17 protein-coding genes and 1 tRNA gene are annotated in these 15,692 nt (G+C 47.9%); 11 read left to right on the forward strand and 7 right to left on the reverse strand.

Annotation, left to right across the window (positions count from 1 at the left end):
• The first annotated feature begins 13 nt into the window (after positions 1–13).
• The 3 genes from FD960_RS04635 (at position 14) to bamC (ending at position 2,684) form a co-directional block, all read left to right on the forward strand.
• On the forward strand, positions 14–589 hold the full coding sequence (locus tag FD960_RS04635; protein ID WP_371817446.1) for a class I SAM-dependent methyltransferase: 576 nt from the start codon (positions 14–16) through the stop codon (positions 587–589).
• Between the two features lie 77 nt (positions 590–666).
• Positions 667–1,539 (forward strand): 4-hydroxy-tetrahydrodipicolinate synthase, encoded by an 873-nt coding sequence (gene dapA, locus FD960_RS04640; protein WP_215300599.1) that lies wholly within the window; start codon positions 667–669, stop codon positions 1,537–1,539.
• Positions 1,536–2,684 carry an outer membrane protein assembly factor BamC gene (gene bamC / locus FD960_RS04645; RefSeq protein ID WP_215300310.1) on the forward strand — a complete coding sequence of 383 codons (1,149 nt, stop codon included), beginning with the start codon at positions 1,536–1,538 and terminating at the stop codon, positions 2,682–2,684. The genes dapA and bamC overlap by 4 nt, the downstream gene beginning before the upstream one ends.
• A gap of 71 nt (positions 2,685–2,755) precedes the next feature.
• On the opposite strand, the gene FD960_RS04650 is transcribed toward bamC, so the two are convergent.
• On the reverse strand, positions 2,756–2,926 hold the full coding sequence (locus FD960_RS04650) for a hypothetical protein (protein WP_215300312.1): 171 nt from the start codon (positions 2,924–2,926) through the stop codon (positions 2,756–2,758).
• 108 nt (positions 2,927–3,034) lie between these two features.
• On the reverse strand, positions 3,035–4,264 hold the full coding sequence (locus tag FD960_RS04655; RefSeq protein WP_215300313.1) for a cupin domain-containing protein: 1,230 nt from the start codon (positions 4,262–4,264) through the stop codon (positions 3,035–3,037).
• 49 nt (positions 4,265–4,313) lie between these two features.
• Between FD960_RS04655 and FD960_RS04660 the strand changes: the two genes are divergently transcribed.
• The gene (locus FD960_RS04660) at positions 4,314–4,901 is read left to right on the forward strand and encodes a peptidylprolyl isomerase (protein ID WP_215300315.1); all 588 of its coding nucleotides are present in this window, start codon (positions 4,314–4,316) and stop codon (positions 4,899–4,901) included.
• A gap of 43 nt (positions 4,902–4,944) precedes the next feature.
• Here FD960_RS04660 and cysE read toward each other — a convergent pair whose 3' ends face one another.
• Positions 4,945–5,718 (reverse strand): serine O-acetyltransferase, encoded by a 774-nt coding sequence (gene cysE / locus FD960_RS04665; RefSeq protein WP_215300317.1) that lies wholly within the window; start codon positions 5,716–5,718, stop codon positions 4,945–4,947.
• A gap of 28 nt (positions 5,719–5,746) precedes the next feature.
• The gene (locus tag FD960_RS04670) at positions 5,747–6,490 is read right to left on the reverse strand and encodes an RNA methyltransferase (RefSeq protein ID WP_215300319.1); all 744 of its coding nucleotides are present in this window, start codon (positions 6,488–6,490) and stop codon (positions 5,747–5,749) included.
• Between the two features lie 129 nt (positions 6,491–6,619).
• On the opposite strand from FD960_RS04670, the gene FD960_RS04675 reads away from it, so the two are divergent.
• Positions 6,620–7,408: an inositol monophosphatase family protein gene (locus FD960_RS04675; protein ID WP_215300321.1), complete on the forward strand. Its 789-nt coding sequence runs from the start codon at positions 6,620–6,622 to the stop codon at positions 7,406–7,408.
• A gap of 30 nt (positions 7,409–7,438) precedes the next feature.
• Here FD960_RS04675 and FD960_RS04680 read toward each other — a convergent pair whose 3' ends face one another.
• From FD960_RS04680 to FD960_RS04690, 3 genes are all read right to left on the reverse strand, one after another.
• The gene (locus FD960_RS04680; protein WP_215300323.1) at positions 7,439–8,227 is read right to left on the reverse strand and encodes a UDP-2,3-diacylglucosamine diphosphatase; all 789 of its coding nucleotides are present in this window, start codon (positions 8,225–8,227) and stop codon (positions 7,439–7,441) included.
• On the reverse strand, positions 8,224–8,727 hold the full coding sequence (locus tag FD960_RS04685; protein ID WP_215300324.1) for a peptidylprolyl isomerase: 504 nt from the start codon (positions 8,725–8,727) through the stop codon (positions 8,224–8,226). Before FD960_RS04685 ends, FD960_RS04680 begins: the two co-directional genes overlap by 4 nt.
• Positions 8,728–8,799: 72 nt before the next feature.
• The gene (locus FD960_RS04690) at positions 8,800–9,612 is read right to left on the reverse strand and encodes a lipopolysaccharide assembly protein LapB (RefSeq protein WP_215300326.1); all 813 of its coding nucleotides are present in this window, start codon (positions 9,610–9,612) and stop codon (positions 8,800–8,802) included.
• A gap of 89 nt (positions 9,613–9,701) precedes the next feature.
• Between FD960_RS04690 and cysS the strand changes: the two genes are divergently transcribed.
• The 6 genes from cysS to FD960_RS04720 all read left to right on the forward strand — a co-directional run bounded on the left by cysS (position 9,702) and on the right by FD960_RS04720 (position 15,617).
• A complete protein-coding gene (gene cysS / locus FD960_RS04695) occupies positions 9,702–11,123 on the forward strand; it encodes a cysteine--tRNA ligase (RefSeq protein WP_215300328.1) in 1,422 nt (473 codons plus the stop codon).
• A complete protein-coding gene (locus tag FD960_RS04700) occupies positions 11,108–11,833 on the forward strand; it encodes a DNA-3-methyladenine glycosylase (protein ID WP_251369852.1) in 726 nt (241 codons plus the stop codon). The genes cysS and FD960_RS04700 overlap by 16 nt, the downstream gene beginning before the upstream one ends.
• 9 nt (positions 11,834–11,842) lie before the next feature.
• Positions 11,843–12,814, forward strand: a complete 972-nt coding sequence (locus tag FD960_RS04705; RefSeq protein ID WP_215300330.1) for an acetyl-CoA carboxylase carboxyltransferase subunit alpha — start codon at positions 11,843–11,845, stop codon at positions 12,812–12,814.
• Between the two features lie 13 nt (positions 12,815–12,827).
• A complete protein-coding gene (tilS, locus tag FD960_RS04710; protein WP_251369853.1) occupies positions 12,828–14,105 on the forward strand; it encodes a tRNA lysidine(34) synthetase TilS in 1,278 nt (425 codons plus the stop codon).
• Positions 14,106–14,190: 85 nt separating this feature from the next.
• Positions 14,191–15,441, forward strand: coding sequence for an aspartate kinase (locus FD960_RS04715; protein WP_215300334.1), 1,251 nt, complete (start codon positions 14,191–14,193; stop codon positions 15,439–15,441).
• 81 nt (positions 15,442–15,522) lie between these two features.
• Positions 15,523–15,617: transfer RNA gene (locus FD960_RS04720), tRNA-Ser, on the forward strand.
• Positions 15,618–15,692: the final 75 nt, after the last annotated feature.

Below are 15,692 nucleotides of genomic sequence, written 5' to 3' on the forward strand. Positions count from 1 at the left end.
GCGCGAGATAGATTTGACTAATGCGCACGATGTTTTGCTGGACGCTTCACCTTGGGTGAAGCGTTTTGCCTTATCGATTCCCAAAGAAGGTTCCGTCCTGGATTTAGCCTGTGGCGGTGGAAGAAACGCTGCTCTCTTGGCCTCTTTAGGTTATTCGGTGTTGGCTGTTGATCAGGATATCAATGCCATACAGCAATGGAGTGATTCATTGATTCATCCGCGGCAAGAAAATCTAGAGGGTGAAACTTGGCCATTGCAAGGCCTGCAATTTGCCGGGATTGTGGTGACTAATTACCTTTATCGACCCTTTCTAGAGCAACTTCCAAAGATGTTGGTGGATGGGGGTGTTTTGATCTATGAAACCTTTGCCGAAGGAAATGCTGAGTTTGGCAAACCCTCTAACCCCAATTTCCTTCTAAAACCCGCAGAATTGCTTGGTTTGGCAGCATCATCAGGTCTAAAAGTGATTGCCTATGAGGATATTTACCTCGATCAACCCAAACCAGCTATGGTTCAGCGTATATGTGCCGTAAAAGGGCATTTAAAAGGGCATTTAAAAGGGCGCATTCCGTTACAATTTCATGGTTAATATAGCTAAAAATCGGTGCATATTCGGTGACAAATACAGCTCAATCTAAAGGAAGTAAAAAGCCCATTGCTGGCAGCATGCCGGCTATAGTGACGCCGATGTTTGAGGATGGAAGCTTGGACTTTCCAGCTTTGCGTTCTTTGTTGGACTGGCATGTTGCTGAAGGTTCGGATGGCATTGTGATTGTCGGCACTAGCGGTGAGTCTCCAACGGTATCGGTTGAAGAGCATTGTGAGCTGATTAAAGCCACGGTTGAACATATCGCTGGAAGAATCCCTGTGATTGCTGGCACGGGTGGAAACTCAACGACTGAAGCTATTGAATTGACCCGTTTTGCTAAAGAGGTTGGTGCTGATGCCAGCCTCCAAGTGGTCCCTTATTACAACAAGCCAACTCAAGAGGGTATGTATGCCCACTTCAAGAAAATTGCTGAGTCGGTAGATCTCCCGGTCATCCTTTACAACGTACCCGGTAGAACTGTTGCTGATTTAGCGGGTGAGACTGTCGTTCGTTTAGCGGGCGTTCCTGGTGTAATCGGGATTAAAGATGCTACTGGCAGTATTGAGCGCGGTACCTTGTTGCTTGCTGATTTAAAGCGTGCTGGCCACGAAGATTTCTCCGTTTTTTCTGGCGATGACCTTAGCGCCGCTTTGCTCATGTTGATGGGTGGTAAGGGAAATATCTCTGTTACCGCCAATATCGCACCACGCTTAATGCACGACCTTTGCCAGGCCGCAATGTCCGATGATGTTGTGAAAACACGCGCTATTCAATATCAACTCTTGGCTGTTCATAAGGCCATGTTTACTGAGGCAAATCCAATTCCAGTGAAGTGGGCTCTATATGAAATGGGCAAAATTACCGCTGGAATTCGTTTGCCATTAACCCCTTTGAGCGTTGCCTTGCGTGAACCTTTGAAGATTGCAATGAAACAGGCCGGCTTACTATGATGAATTTGATGCAACTCCTGCGCCAGTATGGCGCCATGACCCTGGTTATTGGAGTTACCACTTTAGGTGTTGTTGCTTGCAAATCTGTAACAACCAACGATACGGTGGACTATAAGTCTTCTGGGGCGGTACGCGGCCCGAATTTAGCTTACCCACCTGACTTGATTACTGCTCAGGCAGATCGTCGCTATATCGTTCAGGATGGTACTGCGACCATGTCTGAATACAATGCTGCCGTCAAAAAATCAGTAGATACACGCAAGAATGTGATGACCGGTATTCCGGGTATGCGTATTGCTCGTGATGGTGAGCGTCGTTGGCTGGTTGTTGAAAAACCTGCACCCGAGCTCTATCCACAAATTAAAGATTTCTGGCAAGAAAATGGTTTCTTATTGGTAATCGATTCCCCGTCTACCGGAATCATGGAGACAGATTGGTCTGAGAATCGCGCGAAGATTTCTCAAGATTTCATCCGCTCTATTGTGGGCAGCGCATTAGATTCCATTTACGATACTGGCGAGCGTGATAAATATAAGACACGCCTAGAGGTTTCAAAGCCTGGTGAAACGGAGATTTACATCACACAGCGCGGCGCCATTGAAAAATGTACATCCGACTCAACTGGTAATTGCATCTCCACAATCTGGACTGCTCGCCCCAATGATCCTGAGCTTGAGGCAATCTTTTTGGCACGCTTGATGGAGCGCTTGGGTATGACTCAGGAGCAAGCTAAAGCTCAAGTGGCAGTACCTTTGGGTCCCAAGACTCCGAAGGCAAAGCTCATTCAAGATGGCCCTAACACCGCCCATATCGAAATGGCTGCTGGATTTGATCGTGCTTGGCGTGATACTGGCTTGGCACTGGATCGTTCGAATTTCACAGTTGAAGATCGTAATCGCACCAATGGTGTCTATTACGTGCGCTATGTCAATCCAAAGGATTTGGGTGATACCAAAGGCTTCTTCTCTAATCTCTTTAGTAGCAAAGACGACTCAAGTCTAAAAGCGAAGAAATACTTGGTGGTCGTTAAATCGACTGGTGATAGTTCTTCTACCGTGTATGTTCAGGATGCCGATGGTAGACCTGAAAATACAGCCGCCGGTTTGCAACTCTTAACCTTGCTTACTGAGCAGTTGACTCGCTGATAGATATACGCAAGAAATTGCAGACAATAAAAAAGCCGCTTTGCAGCGGCTTTTTTTCTTCAAAGAGAAGATTACTTCTTAGCGTCAGCAGCAGGAGCAGCTGGAGCAGCAGCAGGAGCTTCAGCAGCAGGAGCAGCTGGAGCAGCAGCAGGAGCAGCTTCTACAGGTTTTGCTTCTTCTTTTTTACCGCAAGCGGCCAAAGCGATTGCAAACATTGCTACGAGTACGAGTGACTTCTTCATTTGTAATTTCCTCTTAAAAAATTATCATTAATTACCGGTAATTGATGCTTGGATTGCACAGGGAAACCCTTAGGTACTTTCCAGTAATGATTATAGCCATCTCCAGATTTACTGCTGAAAAACCAGCCAGCCAGCATGATAGGCTTCAAGTAGGGTGCTATCAAGCTCAATTTTTCGGCCCTTGCCCGCCTTTAGCAGCTTCTTGCCAGCGAGCAAGCGCCAGGCTTTTTGCGTCTCGCTGGGCTGCCCGCTTGTCATGTTCTCACCGTTGCAAAAAATGGTTTTACCAAGAGCCAGTAGCCGTGTTTGAGGGTGGGGGGTAAGATCGTGCTGGGTCAGTAATTGTATGAATTCACTAAGAGATACTTCTGTGCCGTTGAAAAATGCCTGAGGTTTGGGTTCGCTAAGATAGGCGGCGATACCAGGGAGAAAAGTTTCTATTTGATCCAGTTTCAAATCTTGCAATTTTCTTTTTAATTGACGAACGATCTCTTCGGGAAGTTGCTCTGCAGCATGCGTCGCTCTTTGTTTTGGATCGGCAAAACGTTTTTCTAGTTCAGGAATATCTTCGAGTGATTCGGCGAGGCGCCACAAACCTTCTTGTAATAACTCTTTATAGCTTTGCGCTCTAAATCCGACCGACCAAGTTTGGCATCCTGGATTAAGTGCGATTCCATCATGCGCCACGTGTGGCGGGAGATAAAGCATGTCACCCGGTTCCAAATCCCATTCTTGCTCGACGGTAAAGTTTTGCAAAATTTTGAGAGGAAGCTTGGGGTTGAGGCTAAGATCTTTTTGTTCAGATATTCGCCAACGTCTGCGCCCGGCCATCTGAATTAAAAAAACATCATAGGAATCAAAATGCGGGCCAACGCCGCCGCCAGGACCTGCGATGCTAATCATGAGGTCATCTAAGCGCGCATCTGGAATAAAGCGAAACCAAGACAGCACTTTTGCAGCAGCAGGATGTCTTGCTTCCATGCCCTGTAGCAATAAGGTCCAGTCGCGCGCTTCCAAGGAAGGAAGGGATTTTTGCTTGAAGGGTCCCTCAGTAAAACTCCAAGGCTTTGATTTGATCAATCGAGATTCCACATCTTCATTACTGGCTAGCTTAAATAATTCTGCGGGGCTGATGGCGCTCCCCAGGGGCTCGTTTAATTTTTTGGCAAGATTAAACGCGGGAATAGCTCCACGGACTAATAGCGGCTTTTTATGCCAATAGTCTTTCATGAACTTCTCGGGACTCATTCCGCCCAATAGGGCCCATGGGTGGCCTAGGAGAAGGGTTTGGGGTGCCTGAGGGGGTTGGTAGGGCTTGCTCAAGTAAAATGAGGTCATAAAGTAAATATAAGAAGCTGTTTAAAACACAATGTTGAATGAATTACGCATGAAGATCGAAAAAAATACGGTTGTATCCCTACGCTATAAGTTAACTGATGCGCAAAACAATATTATCGAGGAACCAGATTCTCCGATGGTATACCTGCATGGTGGCTATGAGGGTACTTTCCCGAAGATTGAGACAGTGTTAGATGGTCAAGATATAGGCTATGAGGCCAGTATTCAGCTTGAGCCGAGCGAGGCTTTTGGTGAGTATGACCCTGAGCTTTTGAAGATTGAGCCACGAGCACGCTTTCCAGAGCCGCTTGAGGTTGGAATGCAATTTGAAGGCGTTCCAGACTCTGAAGAAGAAAACAATACGACTGATGTGGATGATGAGCCCTTGATCTATACGGTGACCGATGTTGCCGATAGTCAAGTAGTGCTTGATGGAAATCATCCGCTTGCAGGTATGGCTTTGCGTTTCTGGGTACAAGTTGAGGATGTTCGTGCTGCTACCGATGAGGAGATCGAAAATCGCCATCCCGAAGGTAGCGAAGGTTTTGCATTTGGCATGCCGGATGACGACGATGCCGATGATGACTTCACTGGCGATATTTCTGGTGCAGGTAGTTCTTCACCAACCTTGCACTAATTCCAGGCGAGGGATTTCCTCCTCGCGCTTGCAGTCTACCTTTTTATTCCTTAAGCCATTCTTTAAGCGCGCCTAGGTCGCGCTTTGTATCGCTCGCTTCACCAGTATCTTGGCTTGTTGCCGGCGCATTACTTAATTTTGCCAAGGCTTTTTCTAGAACGGCAATCTTTGCCTCCTGTTCGAGCGTGGCATCAATCAAGCCTTTCAGCGCCATCGATACTGGATCATCTACATTTGGCGTGACTCCGTAGGCGGAGAAATACTCTTTTGTCTTGCTGTCTGTGCTGGCTACTTGAGGAAGATCTGGGTGCAGAATTCGAGCTGGAATTCCAACAGCGGTAGCACCAGCGGGGATCTCTTTTAGAACAACAGCATTGGATCCTACGCGCGCGCCATCTCCAACGGTAAAGCCGCCGAGCACTTTAGCGCCGGCACTCACAACCACACCTTTACCTAAAGTCGGGTGACGCTTTACACCTTTGTATAAAGAAGTTCCGCCTAAGGTGACGCCTTGATAGATCGTGCAATCATCACCAATTTCTGTAGTCTCGCCAATCACAATGCCTAAACCATGATCTAGGAATACGCGACGCCCAATTTTTGCCCCCGGATGAATCTCAATACCGGTGATCCAGCGAGAAATCATAGATAGCAAGCGTGCAATCCATTTCAAGCCGAGATTCCATAAGCTGTGGGATACCCGATGTATCCATACCGCATGCAGGCCTGGATAGCAGGTGATGACCTCCAGGCGATTTCTGGCGGCAGGATCTCGAACAATGATGGAGTCGACTTGGTCGAAAAGCGTATTAAACATCAGGCGATTTTAACGGTAAAGCCTGAATTTATTTTTTAAGAAGCATCTGTTTAGCGATCCCCCGCAAGAGGTCGATCTCTTCCTTGTGAAGGCGACTTCTGGCAAAGAGAGCTTGGAGTCGCGGCATTAGTTTCTTTGGGTTAGCCGGATCAAGGTAGCCGATTGCCTCCAAACCCTGGCGCCAGTGGTCCAGCATTGCCAGAACGGCCGCAGGATCCGCATAGTCTGCAGAATCTGGCTCTGGGGTGCTTGTACTGGAGCTTTTACCCAATGCCTCCCTGAGAGTAAAGGCGCATACCATCATGGCTTGCGCAAGGTTGAGGGAAGGGTAGGCAGGGTTGGCATCAAGCCAAACGCGGTGTGTGCATAAAGACAGGTGCTCGTTGTCCAGTCCAGTACGCTCTGGGCCAAAGACTAGGGCTACGTTCTGCCCGTTGCCCGTTGCGGCTTGTATAAGTGGGCGGACATCCTCCCAACCCAAAGCCGGGGGGCCGAATTCACGGTCGCGGCTAGTAAGGCCTAAAACGAGGCTGCAATCTTGTACTGCCAAGGCTAGGGAATGAGATTCTTGGCTCGATTCCAAGATATCTACCGCGCCACTTGCCAGGGCAATTGCCTCAGGCTCATGGGCAACGCCAGGGATTTTGGGTTGAATCAAGCGGAGGTCGCTAAAGCCCATGGTTTTGAGCGCCCGCGCGGCTGAACCTACGTTTCCGGGATGGCTGGTCTCGACGAGTACCCAGCGTATTAATTGAGCTTGAGAGCTATTCATATGGGGTGTGGGCTACTTCGTTATGGGCACTTTAGGGGGCAATCGTTTAGAATCAGGGTGTTAGCTCCTTATTGTGACGCACTTTGCAATATGCTGAGCTCGTTCTTATTTAATTTGTCCATCAAAACTATGCATCCCATGTTAAATGTGGCCGTCAAGGCTGCCCGTCGTGCCGGAACCGTCATTAATAGAGCGTCTCTCAATTTAGAGCGACTTCAGGTTGACCGCAAACAACATAATGACTTCGTAACTGAGGTGGACAAACAAGCTGAAGCGGCCATTATTGAGACGCTTAGCGAGGCCTATCCAAGCCATGGATTTTTGGCTGAAGAAACTGGCGCTCAAAATACGGATGCTGAAAATGTTTGGATCATTGATCCTTTAGACGGCACTACGAATTTCATTCACGGCTTTCCACAGTATGCGATTTCGATTGCTTTGACAGTCAATGGTGTTACACAACAAGCGGTTGTATATGACCCTAATCGCGATGAACTTTTTACTGCAACGCGTGGCGCTGGTGCGTATTTGGATCGTCGGCGTTTGCGTGTTGCCACTCAGGATCGTCTCGCAAATTCTTTGCTGGGTACAGGCTTTCCATACCGCGATGATCAAGATCTCGAAAAGTATTTAAAAATCTTTGCAGACATGTCGCGCCAATGCGCTGGCTTACGCCGTCCCGGCGCCGCCTCTTTAGATTTGGCTTATGTAGCTGCTGGTCGCTATGACGGTTTCTTTGAAAGTGATCTCAAGCCATGGGATATGGCGGCAGGCGCTTTATTGATTACTGAGGCTGGTGGATTGATTGGTAATTACCGTGGGGAAGAAGGCTTCTTGCAAAGTGGTGAAGTAATGTGTGCAAATCCCCGTATCTTTGCTCAGATGGTGCAATGCCTGTCTAAATATTCGACCTGCTAATCTGACTCAATCCAGACTGATGAACCTCGTCTAGGTCTTGATTAAATTGCTGTAACGCACCCCATCTTGATCTATGAGTAGCGCACTTGCCCTAGGTGGTGCGCTTTCAGGGTGATCTAAATCCCAGTCGGACAAGACCCAGCGTTGCCATTCTTGCTCTTGTAGTTTTTCGTGGTGATGCGCTGGTAAGTGCGTGTGCCCATGGATGAGCTTATCTCCAGCCTGATCCCTAAGTACTGCGGCGCATGCGATATTGGTGACATTGGTTTTTACTTGTGTAAGCGTTTCCAAAGAGTGTGGGGCGCGTTGATACTGAGCCCCGCTATTGCTGCGCAAATGATTTGCAATAGATCGGCGCCAATGCAAAGGTAGCCTGAGAAATAGTTTCTGAATCCAAGGCTTGCGTACGCATCCTCGGAAGACTTGGTACCCCACATCCGCAGTGCACAAAGCATCGCCGTGAGCAATCACATAATCGCTGCCAGCGATATTAATCTTTGATGGATCCTGCAGCAAGGTCATGCCTGTTTTGCTGATGAAGTCACTGCCAATTAGAAAATCGCGATTACCGTGCAGGTAATACGTTTTTACCTTGGTGGATAGTGTCGCTAGCGCGCGCTTGACCTCTTGCTGGAATGGAGATTGCAAAGCTGCATCATCGCCAACCCAATACTCAAATAAATCTCCCAAAATAAATACAGCCTCTACTTTGGGAGCATCTTTTTCACAGAAGTCGAAAAAACGTTGGGCCGTCAGGGGCATTGACGGCGTGAGATGTAAGTCGGAAATGAGCAGGGCGCTCGCGTATTGCGGAATCATTCCTCGAGAACGGTTGCCTTCTCAATCACAACATCTTCAGTAGGAACGTCTTGATGAAAGCCTGCGCTACCAGTTTTGACTTTGCGAATGGTATCGACCACATCGAGTCCGTCAGTGACTTTTCCAAATACCGCATAACCCCAACCTTGAGCATTTTGGGCTGTGTGATTCAAAAAGTCATTGTCATTGACGTTAATGAAAAACTGGGCTGTAGCGGAATGAGGATCACTCGTGCGAGCCATTGCTACTGTGCCACGTTCGTTTTTGAGTCCATTGTTTGCTTCATTCTCGATCTCGGTACCGGTTGGCTTTTGCTTCATGCCAGCAGTCATGCCGCCGCCTTGAATCATGAAGTTATCGATGACACGATGAAAAATGGTGCCGTCATAGTGACCGCTCTTAACGTATTGCAAAAAGTTAGCAACGCTCTTTGGCGCTTTAACAGCATCGAGTGTGAGAGTGATGTCACCCTTGTTGGTTTTGAGGAGAACTTTAGCCATGATGTGATCGACTTTCTAAGATGTTGGTTAATGAATGAGTATTAAAAAGATGGAGAATGAATCAAAGGATATCTATTGAGCCACAGGAGCGACTACAGGAGTTGCTCTTTTTTGAGGCTTCAATATTTCCATTAGTGCTTTAGCGCGATTGGTGTATTGGCGTTGGTTTAGCGTGGCATCTCTGCCGGCATTATCGTAAGCTTGAGCAGCAAGGCGAATATAAACCTCTCCTAAATTCGCTGAGGCGGTCGCATAGGTAGGGCGGAGTTTAAGAGCAAGCTCTAAATAATCTCTGGCCTCAATCCAGTTTTCTTGATTTGCGGCTAGTGCGGCTAAGTTGTTATAAGGCTCAGGTAATTCAGGGAACTGTTGAGTAATTTCAATTAAGGTTTTTTTGGCTGCAGTCCATTGGCGCAACTCGATTTGAAGGCGGGCTTTGACGTAGCGTAACTGGACATTTCTTGGGGTTTTATTGAGTTGCAGATTAATGAGGTCGATCGCCTCAGGATATCTCTTGGCCTTAATTTGCTTTTCGATATCTGATGGGACACCATTTTTAGTTACTGGGTCCGGTTCAATAATCAGAAATGAGAGAAAAGGCACCGCAACAGAGTCTGAGAGCTCTGGGTTGAACTGGTCATAGGCTGAAGCATTTGTAGAGAGTCTAGGGGGTTCTCCTGGGTTGTAAGAGCCCAAATACGGCTGGGGGGCTGTTTTTGCAGCTTCACAAGCACAATTGGTGTTCGCGGCCTTAATTTCAGCCTCAGCCAGCTGTTGGCCCGGGGTGCTGCACCCAACCATCGTTACAAGGGCGAAGGCGAAGCTGGTGACCCCCACAAGGGCTCTGCGTACTGCAACTGGGATTACTGAGACGTTAAATAACATAAGGGGGAGGGGTAGAAAACTGGCTCATTCGATATACTCAGCGCTCAGTCTAACAAATTGGCGCTACTTGCCCCACCTTTATAGCCCCTATGCTGCAAATCTATAACACTCTGAGTCGTTCCAAGCAGGCCTTCAAACCCATCGAACCGGGCAAGGTCAAGATGTATGTCTGTGGCATGACGGTTTATGACTTTTGCCATATTGGGCATGCGCGGGTAATGATTGTGTTCGATATGGTGGTGCGGTGGTTGCGGGCTAGCGGCTATGAGGTGACTTATGTTCGCAATATCACCGATATTGACGACAAAATCATTAACCGCGCTATTGAGAATGGTGAGCCTATTGCGGCCTTGACGCAACGCTTTATCGATGCAATGCATGCCGACTCTGATGAGCTTGGTTTAATGCACCCAGATCATGAGCCAAGGGCTACGGATTACATTGCGCAAATGCAGGGCATTATTGGGCGCCTAGTTGAAAAAGAATTAGCGTATCAAGGCGATGACGGCGATGTGAATTTTGCTGTGCGCCTTTTTCCGCAATATGGTCGCCTATCAGGCAAGTCTTTAGATGAATTAAATGCTGGTGAACGCGTCGCGATTGGTGGCGGAAAACGTGACCCATTGGATTTTGTATTGTGGAAGAGCGCAAAAGCGGAAGAGCCAGCGGATACACGCTGGAAGTCCCCATGGGGCGAAGGTCGTCCAGGCTGGCACATCGAGTGCTCTGCGATGTCTTGCGATCTTCTGGGCGAACATTTTGATATTCATGGTGGTGGTGCTGATCTGCAGTTTCCGCATCATGAAAATGAAATCGCTCAAAGTGAGGGTGCTTTATATGGCCAGAACCACAAAGCGGATTACCAGCCTTTTGTAAATTACTGGATGCATAACGGACACATTCGAGTAAATGAAGAGAAGATGTCCAAATCTCTTGGTAACTTTTTTTTGATTCGCGATGTGCTCAAGAACTTTGATCCAGAGGTGTTGCGTTTCTTTATGTTGCGCGCTCACTACCGTAGTCCTATTAATTACAGCGATGCTCAGCTTGAGGAGGCGCGCTCAGGCCTACTGCGGCTCTATACCGCTTTGGCCCAGGTCCCAGCATTAGATAAGCCGGTTGATCTACATTCCTCGTGGGCTAAACGATTTACGGATGCAATGAATGATGATTTCAATACGCCTGAAGCGATCGCAGTGTTGTTTGATTTAGCGAGTGAAGTAAATCGTACGCAAGGCGCTGAAAAATCAGAGTTAGCCCATGTTTTAAAAGGCCTCGCGGGAGCGCTGAATTTCTTGCAGCGAGACCCAACCGTATTTTTGCAATCAGGATCTCGCGGTGGCGATGAAGCCTTGGATGCGCAAGCAATTGAAGAGCAGATTTCTGCTCGAGTTGCCGCTAAACAAACAAAAGATTTTGCTAGGGCTGATTTGATTCGCAAGACATTATTAGAGCAGGGCGTAGTATTGGAAGATAAACCAGGCGGCATTACCGAGTGGCGCAGAGCCTAGGGTCTGTTGATCATCAATATCAAGCGAATAAGAAATCAACTAGTGGATTTATTTTGAGTAAAGCAGCAGAGCAGATCGTGATTGAAGAAGTGGCTCCTGAATATTGGGAGCAAGCTTGCGCCGAACTCATGAAGCATGATCGTATTATGCGAAAAATCATTCCTCAATATGGCGCTGGTTTTTTAATGACTCGGGGAGATGCTTTTGGCACTCTCGCAAGATCTATAGTTGGTCAGCAAATTTCTGTAGCAGCGGCCCAGTCAGTTTGGAATAAAATGCTCTTGACTCTCAAAAAGAAAGTCACGCCCAAGAATATTTTGGCCCTCACAGTTGAAGAATTGCGCGCCGCAGGCCTTTCTGGTCGTAAGGTTGAATACATCCGAGATTTGGCTGAGCACTTCGATTCTGGTCGATTACATGCCAATCAGTGGAAGGGTATGGAAGATGAGGCGATCATTAAGGAATTGAGCGCAATTCGGGGAATTGGACGCTGGACTGCGGAAATGTTCCTCATTTTCAACATGGTTCGCCCTAATATCCTCCCTTTGGATGATGTGGGTCTAATCAAGGCAATTTCCCTCAATTACTTCAGTGGAGAGCCTGTTAGCCGGCATGAAGCTCGCGAAGTGGCTGCAAATTGGGCCCCTTGGCGCACGGTTGCCACCTGGTATATGTGGAGAAGTATCGACCCCATCCCCGTTGAATATTAAAATCAAGCTATGAAAACGACTTTCCTGGATTTTGAGCAGTCAATCGCTGAACTAGAGTCAAAGATTGAAGAGCTGCAATTTGTGCAAGATGAATCATCTGTAGATATTTCCGACGAGATCAAAACACTTACCGAAAAAAGTCAGCAACTGACTAAAGATGTTTATGCCAATCTGACGCCATGGCAAGTTTCACAAGTGGCTCGTCATCCACAGCGTCCTTATACCTTGGATTATGTGAATGCGTTATTTACAGATTTCCATGAGTTGCATGGCGATCGTAATTTTGCAGATGATCAATCCATTGTTGCTGGCTTGGCGCGATTTGATAATCAGCCTTGTATGGTGATCGGCCATCAAAAGGGGCGTGATACTAAAGAGCGCGCCTTAAGAAACTTTGGCATGAGTCGTCCCGAAGGTTATCGTAAGGCGATGCGCTTAATGCGCTTGGCAGAAAAATTCAAGCTACCTGTATTCACTTTTGTTGATACGCCTGGAGCGTTCCCTGGTATTGATGCTGAAGAGCGCAATCAGTCAGAAGCGATTGGGCGAAACTTATATGTTCAAGCAGAGCTCGAGGTGCCTATTATTGCCACCATTATTGGCGAGGGCGGTTCTGGGGGTGCCTTGGCTATTGCCATGGGTGATGTAGTGCTCATGCTCCAAAATTCAACCTACTCAGTTATTTCGCCAGAAGGCTGCGCTTCTATTCTGTGGAAGACTGCGGAGAAGGCGCCTGAAGCAGCAGAGCAACTGGGTTTAACCGCCCAACGTTTGAAGACGCTAGGTCTGATCGATAAGATTGTTGCCGAGCCTACTGGTGGTGCCCATCGTGATTACGAGACTATGATGGCGAATATGCGTAAGGCGCTAGCTGAGTCCCTCAAAACTTTCGATGGTATGAAAGTGGATGCGCTACTCGAGCGTCGCCATGAGCGCTTAATGAGCTATGGCAAGTTCAAGGAAATCGAAGCCAAGTCTTAACGTTGGCCAAAATATGGCTAAACGAATCGCGGTAGCCCTTAGTGGCGGCCTCGATTCGGTTGTATTGCTCGATACGGTTTGCAAGGCTGCGCAAGCAAGTTCAAGAAATAATCCCGAACTCCATACCGAAGTTTGGGTTTTCCATATTCATCACGGCTTACAAAAGCCCGCTGATCAGTGGCTAGTTTTCTGCGAGAGCTTAGCTAAAAAATATCAAGCCCAATTTGATTTCCGCTTGCTGCATTTCGCTGACCAATCAACGGGCAACATCGAGGCGCGGGCAAGAGCAGGGCGGTACGAAGCATTGGCTGAACTCTGTGCTGAGCACCAGATTGAAGATCTTCTGTTAGCCCATCATCAAAATGATCAGGCTGAAACCATTCTTCTGCAGTTATTGCGAGGCGCCGGGGTGGCTGGCTTATCCGGAATGCCTGAGCAACGCATTCATGCGGAGCATGGGCATCCCATTACCTTATGGCGGCCGCTCTTAAATCAAAGCAGAGCAGATCTCGAGGCATATGCAAAAGCACATCGGCTAAAGTGGATTGAAGACCCTAGCAATCAAGACTCGCGCTATCGTCGCAATGCCATCCGTAAGCAAGTTATTCCAAAGCTTGCCAAGATCCAGCCTGAAGCGGTTGCTAACCTAGCGCGCAGTGCAGGCTTGCTTGCTGAGGCACAAACTTTACTAGATCGACTCGCTCGGCAAGATGGTAAAAATATTCTTCTTACGGGCGCCTTAAAGCTTGCACCCCTGTTGAAGCTTCATCTTCAAGATAGGGCAGCTGCAAATAATCTCTTGCGATATTGGCTCAAGTTGAATGGCTTAGCAATGCCATCCCAGGAGCGCCTTGATTCCTGGTACTTAGATCTCAGCAAAGTTCAGCCTGGCGCTGCTTTGGAATGGTTGCACGATGACACCAGCATTCGACTCTGGCGCGGGGTGCTCCAGATCGTCAAGACTCATTCTGGCCGCTGGATTTTTAAGGCTATTGCAGGAAATAGCAAAAAGCCAGGCTTACCAGCCGCTTGGGTAAAGGATGCTGAAGAGCGAGGGCTCGTGGAGCAAAAATCTCGCCAGGGCGCTGAAAAAATTCAGTTAAAGGCAAATACCCCTCATAAAACCCTCAAGAATCTCTTTCAGGAGGCTGATATCCCTCCTTGGGAGCGGCAGGCACCCTTGCTCTATATCGATGGCGAGCTAGTCGCCGTGGCGGGCGTGGGAGTGAGTTACCCGCATTTGTGTTCGAGCGGCAAGAGGGTCATGCCCGAGTGGTCTGTGAACACGTAGCCTGCCCATAAAACCCTGTAAAATAAGCCCCTTTTAGACCCCAGGGAATGTGATTCCCTGTTCCTCAACAATACAACGGTTTTTTATGGCTCTTATCGTTCATAAATATGGTGGCACCTCAATGGGCTCGGTCGAGCGCATTCAGAATGTCGCTAAACGTGTTGCCAAGTGGATGCGCGCTGGCCATCAAGTAGTGGTGGTTCCATCCGCCATGTCGGGTGAGACTAATCGCTTACTCGGCTTGGCAAAAGACATTAATCCAGATGCCAATCCGCGCGAGCTGGATCAAATTGCATCTACAGGTGAGCAGGTTAGCTCAGGGCTCTTGGCTCTAGCGCTTTTGCGTGAGGGTATCGATGCAGTGAGTTACGCTGGTTGGCAGGTGGCGGTTCACACCGACTCTGCATTTACCAAGGCACGCATCAAGAGCATTGACGATAAAAAAATTCTAGCCGATCTCAATGCGGGTAGAGCAGTGGTTGTTACCGGGTTTCAGGGTGTTGATCCTAATGGCAACATCACTACTTTAGGTCGTGGTGGATCTGATACCTCAGCGGTAGCCATGGCTGCAGCATTAAAAGCGGATGAGTGCTTGATCTATACAGACGTAGATGGTGTTTACACCACTGATCCACGTGTCTGTGAAGATGCGCGTCGCTTGGACAAGATCACCTTTGAAGAGATGCTGGAAATGGCCAGCTTGGGCTCAAAGGTATTGCAAATTCGTTCAGTTGAGTTTGCTGGTAAGTACAAAGTTAAAACCCGTGTTCTGTCATCATTGACAGATCCTTTGATGCCACTTGATCAAGAGATGAAGTCGGGCACCTTGATTACATTTGAAGAGGACAGCACCATGGAAGCTGCAGTAATTTCCGGTATCGCCTTTGCGCGTGATGAAGCAAAAATTACCGTTCTTGGAGTTCCTGATCGTCCAGGAATTGCCTATCAAATTTTGGGTCCGATCGCTGATGCCAATATCGATGTAGATATCATCATTCAGAATCAGTCATTTGAAGGTAAGACAGACTTCACTTTCACAGTACCGCGCGCCGATTACCAAAAGGCCTTGGACTTGCTCAAAAATAATGTTCAGTCCCATATTGAAGCCAAGGAAATTACTGGTGATCCTAAGGTCTCCAAGGTTTCCGTGGTTGGCGTTGGAATGCGCTCCCATGTGGGTATCGCTAGCAAGATGTTCCGTACATTGTCAGAGGAGGGTATCAATATTTTGATGATCTCCACTAGTGAAATCAAGATTTCTGTAGTGATTGACGAGAAGTACATGGAATTGGCTGTACGCGCCTTGCATAAGGCTTTCGAGCTCGATCAAAAGTAAGAAATTGCAGTAAAAAAGCTGTAAATCCCCGCGGCTGACGGAATCCGTTAAACTGTGGGGCGTTGTAAAGGCATCAAGTAGGGAGACGTGGCCGAGCTGGTCGAAGGCACTCCCCTGCTAAGGGAGCATCGGGGCTAAAACTCTGATCGGAGGTTCGAATCCTCTCGTCTCCGCCAAAATCCTTGAGATTTAAACTGCTTGAGCTGCTACAACAAATAACTAAGCCCCTTAACCGGGGCTTTTTTATTGTC

This window comes from Polynucleobacter sp. AP-Nino-20-G2, assembly GCF_018688235.1.
GTDB lineage: Bacteria > Pseudomonadota > Gammaproteobacteria > Burkholderiales > Burkholderiaceae > Polynucleobacter.

Bases quoted from the DNA above. Each gene is read 5' to 3' on its own strand.
- dapA (WP_215300599.1), top strand. From the start codon at position 667: ATGCCGGCTATAGTGACGCCGATGTTTGAGGATGGAAGCTTGGACTTT.
- bamC (WP_215300310.1), top strand. From the start codon at position 1,536: ATGATGAATTTGATGCAACTCCTGCGCCAGTATGGCGCCATGACCCTG.
- FD960_RS04650 (WP_215300312.1), bottom strand. From the start codon at position 2,926: ATGAAGAAGTCACTCGTACTCGTAGCAATGTTTGCAATCGCTTTGGCC.
- FD960_RS04655 (WP_215300313.1), bottom strand. From the start codon at position 4,264: ATGACCTCATTTTACTTGAGCAAGCCCTACCAACCCCCTCAGGCACCC.
- FD960_RS04660 (WP_215300315.1), top strand. From the start codon at position 4,314: ATGAAGATCGAAAAAAATACGGTTGTATCCCTACGCTATAAGTTAACT.
- cysE (WP_215300317.1), bottom strand. From the start codon at position 5,718: ATGTTTAATACGCTTTTCGACCAAGTCGACTCCATCATTGTTCGAGAT.
- FD960_RS04670 (WP_215300319.1), bottom strand. From the start codon at position 6,490: ATGAATAGCTCTCAAGCTCAATTAATACGCTGGGTACTCGTCGAGACC.
- FD960_RS04675 (WP_215300321.1), top strand. From the start codon at position 6,620: ATGCATCCCATGTTAAATGTGGCCGTCAAGGCTGCCCGTCGTGCCGGA.
- FD960_RS04680 (WP_215300323.1), bottom strand. From the start codon at position 8,227: ATGATTCCGCAATACGCGAGCGCCCTGCTCATTTCCGACTTACATCTC.
- FD960_RS04685 (WP_215300324.1), bottom strand. From the start codon at position 8,727: ATGGCTAAAGTTCTCCTCAAAACCAACAAGGGTGACATCACTCTCACA.
- FD960_RS04690 (WP_215300326.1), bottom strand. From the start codon at position 9,612: ATGTTATTTAACGTCTCAGTAATCCCAGTTGCAGTACGCAGAGCCCTT.
- cysS (WP_215300328.1), top strand. From the start codon at position 9,702: ATGCTGCAAATCTATAACACTCTGAGTCGTTCCAAGCAGGCCTTCAAA.
- FD960_RS04705 (WP_215300330.1), top strand. From the start codon at position 11,843: ATGAAAACGACTTTCCTGGATTTTGAGCAGTCAATCGCTGAACTAGAG.
- tilS (WP_251369853.1), top strand. From the start codon at position 12,828: ATGGCTAAACGAATCGCGGTAGCCCTTAGTGGCGGCCTCGATTCGGTT.
- FD960_RS04715 (WP_215300334.1), top strand. From the start codon at position 14,191: ATGGCTCTTATCGTTCATAAATATGGTGGCACCTCAATGGGCTCGGTC.